Raw genomic sequence first — 6,793 nt, forward strand, 5'->3', positions numbered from 1 at the left:
AAGGATGATCGACATTACAACCATTAAACCTTTATCGACTAAGAAGAATATCCTATGGAACTCCCTTGGCAGCACGATATACCAAGGCTGCTTATGGTTAACCACGGTTTTTGTAGTACTTCTTTCCAACAGTTATGAAAATTCTGGGATCCTTGCCTTTGCAATGACCGTAGGTAATATCTTTTCCCCTGTAGCAATATACAGCATAAGAACATACCAGGTGTCAGATATTGAAAACACTCACTCGTTGCAAAATTATATCGCCTTTCGACTTATCACTATCTCCGTCGGCTTTGCACTCTGCATCCCTTATTCCGCGCTTATAACGCCGACCGAGAATACACTGCTGGCTGTACTAGTCTTTTTGGTTTTCAAAGCCGACGAGTCCTTTGCCTCTGTATGCTACGGCGCCGAGCAAAAGGCTTCACGTATGGACTACATAGGTATTTCTCAGAGTCTCAGAGGAATTGCGCTTCTGGTGTCATTTTGCTTGGCATTGTATCTCACAGGCAATCTCTTCATAGCAATTGGCGCTATGACTATTGCATGTCTTCCGATCACTCTGCTATATGATCTGCCCCATGCAAGGCTGTTCGGCAAAATTGCACCGAAAATTGAATTGAACCGCTGCTTTCTTCTCCTCAAAACCTGCTTCCCGGCTGTAATTGCCGCCTTATTATGCGGATCCGTCGTAGCAATCGCGAGGCAATGTTTCGGAATCCAATACGGCAACGAAGCACTTGGCATTTATGCGGCAGTCGCTACACCCTCTGTTGTAATACAACTTTTCGCCCAATACCTTTACAGTCCCTTTTTGACTCCTATCGCCGAGAAGTGGCACACTCAGAATCATGATGATTTTCTTGCCTATTTCAAAAGAGTTGGCTGCGGTATCCTGTTGGCCATAATCGTAGCCACGTTGGCGTTTGGTTTCGCAGGGCAACCTCTCATTGTGCTCATCTATGGCGCGAGCATTTCCGAGTACACGTATTTACTGCCATACGTCATGATTTCTACGGCCCTTATTGCAATAATGTGGTTCTTAGGAGACGTCTTGGTAATTTTTCGGGACTTCAAGGGTGTTCTGATCGCGAACGCGACTGCATTCGCCTCAACTTTACTCCTCATGGGATATCTTATCGACCATTATTATATGAATGGGATCAATGTTGTTATTATATTTTCCTATATAATCGGCATTGTAGTAGGGGGGGCTTTTCTCTTTTGCCAAATCAGAAGAAAAGGGTAGGCTCATAAGCTTCATTCTATGAGCCAATCAATGAACTCCATAAACGCTTATATTATCTCTTGGTACTTGATATCGAGGATAGAAGCAATTTTATCAGAATTCAAAACCGTTTCCCCTCCATCAATTTCGTGATAAAGATCCGGCCACTTCACGTATTCAACCGAACAGTCTAGTTCATCGGCTATTGCACTGGCAAACTCATTCAGGCTGTGATTTACTCCCCCTATATTGAAAATTTCATTCTCCATCGCAGCATTGCCGGCTGCTTCGTACAAAACATGGCAAATATCAGAGATATGAGTATAGGTTTTCTTTCCTTCCCCGTTTCCGAAAACTGTAATGGTTCCTCTTTCAAGAGCCTGATTTCGAAATAAAGAATACGTCCCGTAGCTTTGCGCTCCGTCAATAAGAGTTCCAAAAGGGGTGCACATTCTTAAAATACAGTATTTCGTTCCAAAGCAATTCGCATATAATTTAATATAATGCTCTGCAGCCAGCTTTGTAATCGCATAAACCGATTTAGGGTCTTTTCTATCGGTTTCCGTAATTGAACTTCTTTTTTTTTCGGCATAAACGAGCCTCGAAGAAGGATAAACTACTCGAGCCTGAGATCCCGTTTTTCTATGCATATCGAGAACATTCACCAAGCCCGTTTCGTTAAGACTGATGAAATCGGGGTACGCATCGAAGCCTTCAATGGTTCCCGTCATGCCGGAAAAAACGAAGATACTATCGACTGCAAAATCGAGGTCCTTCAAACTTTCCTTATCCAAAATATTCACTTTTCGGTAGCGCAAATCACCATCAGCATGCTCGTTATGGGATCCATATAAATCTATACAGCATTCGGGGTGATTGTCAAGAAGATATTGACGAAAATTTCTTCCCAGATAGCTGTTCGCTCCAACGATAGCAATTTTCATTAACGCTCCAAGATGTCACGGCAAATATCTTCCACGGTTGAACAAAAACGGTAACTCGAATAGCGTCTTTCTGCGTAATTCCTGCAAACTTTTGACTTTTCGGTATCTCTTGCAGGAATTAATGCAAGCTGTTCTTGTAAAGCAGCTACCGATATTTCTTCAACATAATAGCAGCATGTCTGATCTGCAAGATATGCCATGCCCGATGTATTAAAGCAGCATATAGGAACACCGCATGCCAACGCAATCAATGCGGCGTATGGCATCGTATCTTGCAAGCTTGGCAAAACGACACAATCAGCCGCGCAATAGTATTTCACAAGTTCATCTTGATTAGAGATGTATGGCAGGGCTAAGTAGTTTTCAGGCAAGCCCGTCTTCTTTTCAGTGTATCCAACATGCACGAATAAAGCATCCATATCATTAAGCGCTTGCGCGCACGGATAGTAATATTCTTTAATCCCTTTTCTCCTGTCAGAGAAAGAACCGATTGTCAGGAATATTCGTTTGTCCAATGGCAATCCCAATGCTTGCCGAGCCTGTTTCATCGAGATGGGCTTGTATTGATCTTCTACGTCAATGCCCCAGTCTAGACAATATAGCTTTTGATCCGATAGCAAAGCTGATCGACGCGCTTTTTCAAGACTGTACTGTGGTCCTGCAAATGCTAAACGTTTACATCTACTGTACCTAACCCTTTTTTCTTCGAATATTTTTGTTGAGCGATCTAAAAATAAACTCAGTGGATACATCCTGGTTTGAGGGCATGAGAAACACTTTGTCTCATATTTTGTACAGTCAAACGAAAAGCAGCACTTTCCAAGGAAGGGATATTCGTCTGGCATGATATTCAACACAGGTATATCTGCGTCCCCCAAGTATTCGAAAAGAGAATTTTCGTTAAGATAGTAGCCATGAACATTGAGAAGTATGACTATGTCGGGCGAGAATTCACCTAGTTTACCAATCAGCTTCGCCGTTGCCTTTTTCGAGTAATGCCCCTGCAGCCCTGTCAATAACGACGCCGCCATATGAAAGCCAACCTCAAACGCTGAGTCAACCTTAATGGTGCGTCGATCAGACGAATTACCCTTGCGTCCGTAAAAAGCACATACGTCATGACCTTGCCCTTCAAAAAAGTCCGTTAAGGTCTTGGCCATGTTTCCAGTGCTTCCCATCTGATAAACACTGTTAACAATACTTATCTTCATTACCACCTCGATATACTATGACCCTATAGCCCAACTCATTCCATCAGCAAAACCATGGTTCGCAGAGCTAGTCTAGTCAAAAGAGGATACTGTTTCCAATAGCCACAAATATCGATTCATGGCATAGAGATACATAGTATTAATATTTTCGTGAAAAGTATCATCCGGATTGCACGAGCCATCTCGATCATCAAAATCCCAGATAAGATAATTCATTTCTTGACTGCGCTCGAGTGTCGTTTGAATATTGTTCATCCAGGGGATGATACTATCTTGCGTCACCATTGGCAGCAATGTGCTCAGAGAGGTTTTTTTGAACTCAGCCCTGAAAACAGGGACGTTGAACAAGGCTGACGAGAACCATCCTCCACCAGCCCAACCAACCTCGCTGCCGTTTGTTACAACGCCAAGCGAAGTATCAAAATCCCATACAGGTCCAGCATAGAGCTTATCCTCGTACTGCGGCTTAAAAAAATAAACCGACGAACGCCCGAAATCCGCATTTCCAGTCCAATTTTGAATGAAGTAAAACTTTATGAAGGAATCCCGATCGATGTATTCGAATAGGCTTTTCCCAGTAGAAGAATTAACTCCCCCTTCATTGATACATTGGATAATCTCTTCAACAAAACTGCTTATAGATTCCACCTGAGCACGAGGGGCATATTCCGGGTTCTTCAACACGATAACATCTGAAGTACTAGTAACAAACCAGCTTTTTTCCTTTACTCCCCATACAGTATCCAGCTCCAATAAATATCCACCTGCATTAATCCCTGGATCAGCCAAGCCCTCGACCCACTGCATTTTCCCACCCCGCCTTGTTGTACCCTGATTGGCTGGGAGTTTGTCATAATCGCTTACCGAGGGATTAGCTAGCTCAATTGCCGCCTCCATGTCTTCAATATCTACTCTTCCCGAAGCAACCTCAACTTTCTCGCAGAGTAGGTACGAACCTCTGTAGTCTCCGTCGTAGTAAAGATCAACATACTCGCACTCCGGAGATTCGTTTAAGCCTACTGCGGCCGCAAACTTGTAGGCAATCAAATTATGACTTAATGTTGGGTCAAACGAATTCGCCAAGAGCAGCCAAGTTTTGCTATTTTCGCTTTTATCTTCAGGACGAATGAGGCTAACTTTCTTATCGAATTTTACTTGATAAGACTTCTTGTTTGTCGAAAGCCAAGTTGAATTGCCTCGACCTTTTATTTGCTTTAACGAAGCGCTGTGCACAAGCGAAAAATCCTTATTGAAATAGCTCATGTATCCTGTTGTCTTGGCACTATGGTCAATACTGCTTTCAATATAATCTCTTCCAAAACCATCGGGGTTGTCGCTATTCATAAAAACTGAGCCGACTCCCCTCGATTGCACTATCTTCAATGGCAGCTTAATGCTCATTTCCTCAGATAGGCCAACTGTCAAATCACAGGAGTACGATGTTTTTTCCTCGAAGTCAAAAAGTGAGGCAAAATCGAATGGAACACCGCTTTCTATCACAACATCTTCGCCGGATGTACCCGAAATGGAAACTGTAGCGCCCGAAGTCACCTCATAGCAAAGTATTAGATTGTTCAAGTCAACGCCTGCTGGTAGGAAAAGATAATCAATTCCGTCAATTACTTTTGGCGAGACGGCGCTATTTGTAAGACCGCTTTCAGCCAAAGCCGTATAGGTTAAACTAAGCGATGCGGTTGGGGAAACCTTCATCATCTCACCGATAAGTGCAACCAATTCAACACCGTAAGACTGAGACGCAGCCCATTTACCGCCCAGTAATTCAACAGTTGACGCACACCCTCGTTTGACATACCCGAAACGGGGATCCACGCAAGCTTGCACCAATTCCTCCGTGGAGGCATATGCTTTCAAGTGCTGCACTTGGGCGCGGAGCCCAGTGCGCACATCTGCAAACGAGTTTCCAGGAACTCCGTTTCCGGTTGCTCCAATCCCAGCAAAATTACACTGCTCCGCCTTAACGTCACCCCCGAACTGCAGGTAACCTGTTTCCTTCATCGCCTGTGCGAACACCACCTCTGCCCTCACGCCCTCAACAGCAGCCTCTTCGCAGAGGATAGTGCAAAACTGCTCGATCGTTCCAGCGCCCTTTCCAGAATACGCATCAGCTGGATACTTCTTGCTTTTGCTACTGAAGAAGGCGGACATCTGGGATGCGTCCACGTTCGAAACACCCATGATGCCATAACCAGATGATCCTTTATACTGCATGCCCACCGACGTTGCTCCGACTAGAGCTGTCACTTCGTTGCCCGCCGTCAGATAAACATGGGCGGAATATGTTCGCTGCGTTGATATACTGTACTTGTGATCCCGGATATTTACGAGGGCCCTCCAGCTTCCGTCAGATTGTCTTGTTGCGTCATACCACCTTATATCGCTTTGATCGGCTGCAGACCAAAGCGGCACTTGAACTTTCGATACGCCGGATGCAGATGACACGTTTCTCACAGCAACAGCAAACGTTCCGAGTTCTTCATTTTGGCTCTCAATCGAAACCGAGGCCGACGGCTCATTTATGGTAAAAGTCGTTGAGGACCATACGGGTTCCCCGAACACTGTTCCGTACATATGCACATTGTACGATCCTGGAGATTTGTGAGACGAGATAGGGATGGTAGCTCTCCAGATGCCATCAACCAAGCTATACGAAGCCGAGTACCATATCATGTCGTCCTGCCCACCGACATCGCTCCACACCGGGAATCTGACAGCCGAAGAAGCACCCAATCGTCCTCCCGATGCCTCGACAGTCGCCGTTTTCTGGTCGGCAGAAACCGTTGCCTTCAAAGTGAGCCGCCGCTCGTCATCACCGAGTTCTTTAGAAATGCTGAACGTCGCCGAGGCCCTCGGGAGGCACTCGCCGGCGTAGGTGGCGTAGGCCTGGGCCGAGTACTCGCCGTAGGCGCCGAACTCGGCGCCCAGGTCCACCGACCCCGTCCAGCTGCCGTCGGCCTGGCGGTAGCCCTGGTACCACTTGGTGGGGCCGCCGCCGGGGGCGGTGACCGGGAAGCAGACGTTGGAGGGGGTCAGGGTGAAGCCGGACGCCTTGAGCCGCAGCGTGCCGTCGGACACGGCGGCCTCGAAGGCCACGGTCGGCTCCGCGACGCTGAACGTCGCCGAGGCCCTCGGGAGGCACTCGCCGGCGTAGGTGGCGTAGGCCTGGGCCGAGTACTCGCCGTAGGCGCCGAACTCGGCGCCCAGGTCCACCGACCCCGTCCAGCTGCCGTCGGCCTGGCGGTAGCCCTGGTACCACTTGGTGGGGCCGCCGCCGGGGGCGGTGACCGGGAAGCAGACGTTGGAGGGGGTCAGGGTGAAGCCGGACGCCTTGAGCCGCAGCGTGCCGTCGGACACGGCGGCCTCGAAGGCCACGGTCGGCTCCGCGACGCTGA

The 6,793-nt window shown here is 47.2% G+C and carries 4 protein-coding genes; 1 reads left to right on the forward strand and 3 read right to left on the reverse strand.

Features of this window, described 5'->3' with window-relative positions; genetic code table 11:
• Positions 1 to 4 precede the first annotated feature (4 nt).
• Positions 5 to 1,249, forward strand: a complete 1,245-nt coding sequence (locus tag LB310_RS10390) for a lipopolysaccharide biosynthesis protein (protein WP_301155047.1) — start codon at positions 5 to 7, stop codon at positions 1,247 to 1,249.
• Between the two features lie 47 nt (positions 1,250 to 1,296).
• Here LB310_RS10390 and LB310_RS10395 read toward each other — a convergent pair whose 3' ends face one another.
• From LB310_RS10395 to LB310_RS10405, 3 genes are all read right to left on the reverse strand, one after another.
• Positions 1,297 to 2,172, reverse strand: coding sequence for an NAD(P)-dependent oxidoreductase (locus tag LB310_RS10395; RefSeq protein ID WP_301155048.1), 876 nt, complete (start codon positions 2,170 to 2,172; stop codon positions 1,297 to 1,299).
• Positions 2,172 to 3,332 carry a glycosyltransferase gene (locus tag LB310_RS10400; protein WP_301155049.1) on the reverse strand — a complete coding sequence of 387 codons (1,161 nt, stop codon included), beginning with the start codon at positions 3,330 to 3,332 and terminating at the stop codon, positions 2,172 to 2,174. The genes LB310_RS10395 and LB310_RS10400 overlap by 1 nt, the downstream gene beginning before the upstream one ends.
• Before the next feature lie 123 nt (positions 3,333 to 3,455).
• The gene (locus LB310_RS10405; protein ID WP_301155050.1) at positions 3,456 to 6,773 is read right to left on the reverse strand and encodes a GBS Bsp-like repeat-containing protein; all 3,318 of its coding nucleotides are present in this window, start codon (positions 6,771 to 6,773) and stop codon (positions 3,456 to 3,458) included.
• Between the last annotated feature and the right edge of the window lie 20 nt (positions 6,774 to 6,793).

Source organism: Gordonibacter sp. RACS_AR49 (assembly GCF_030418435.1).
GTDB classification, from domain to species: domain Bacteria; phylum Actinomycetota; class Coriobacteriia; order Coriobacteriales; family Eggerthellaceae; genus Gordonibacter; species Gordonibacter urolithinfaciens.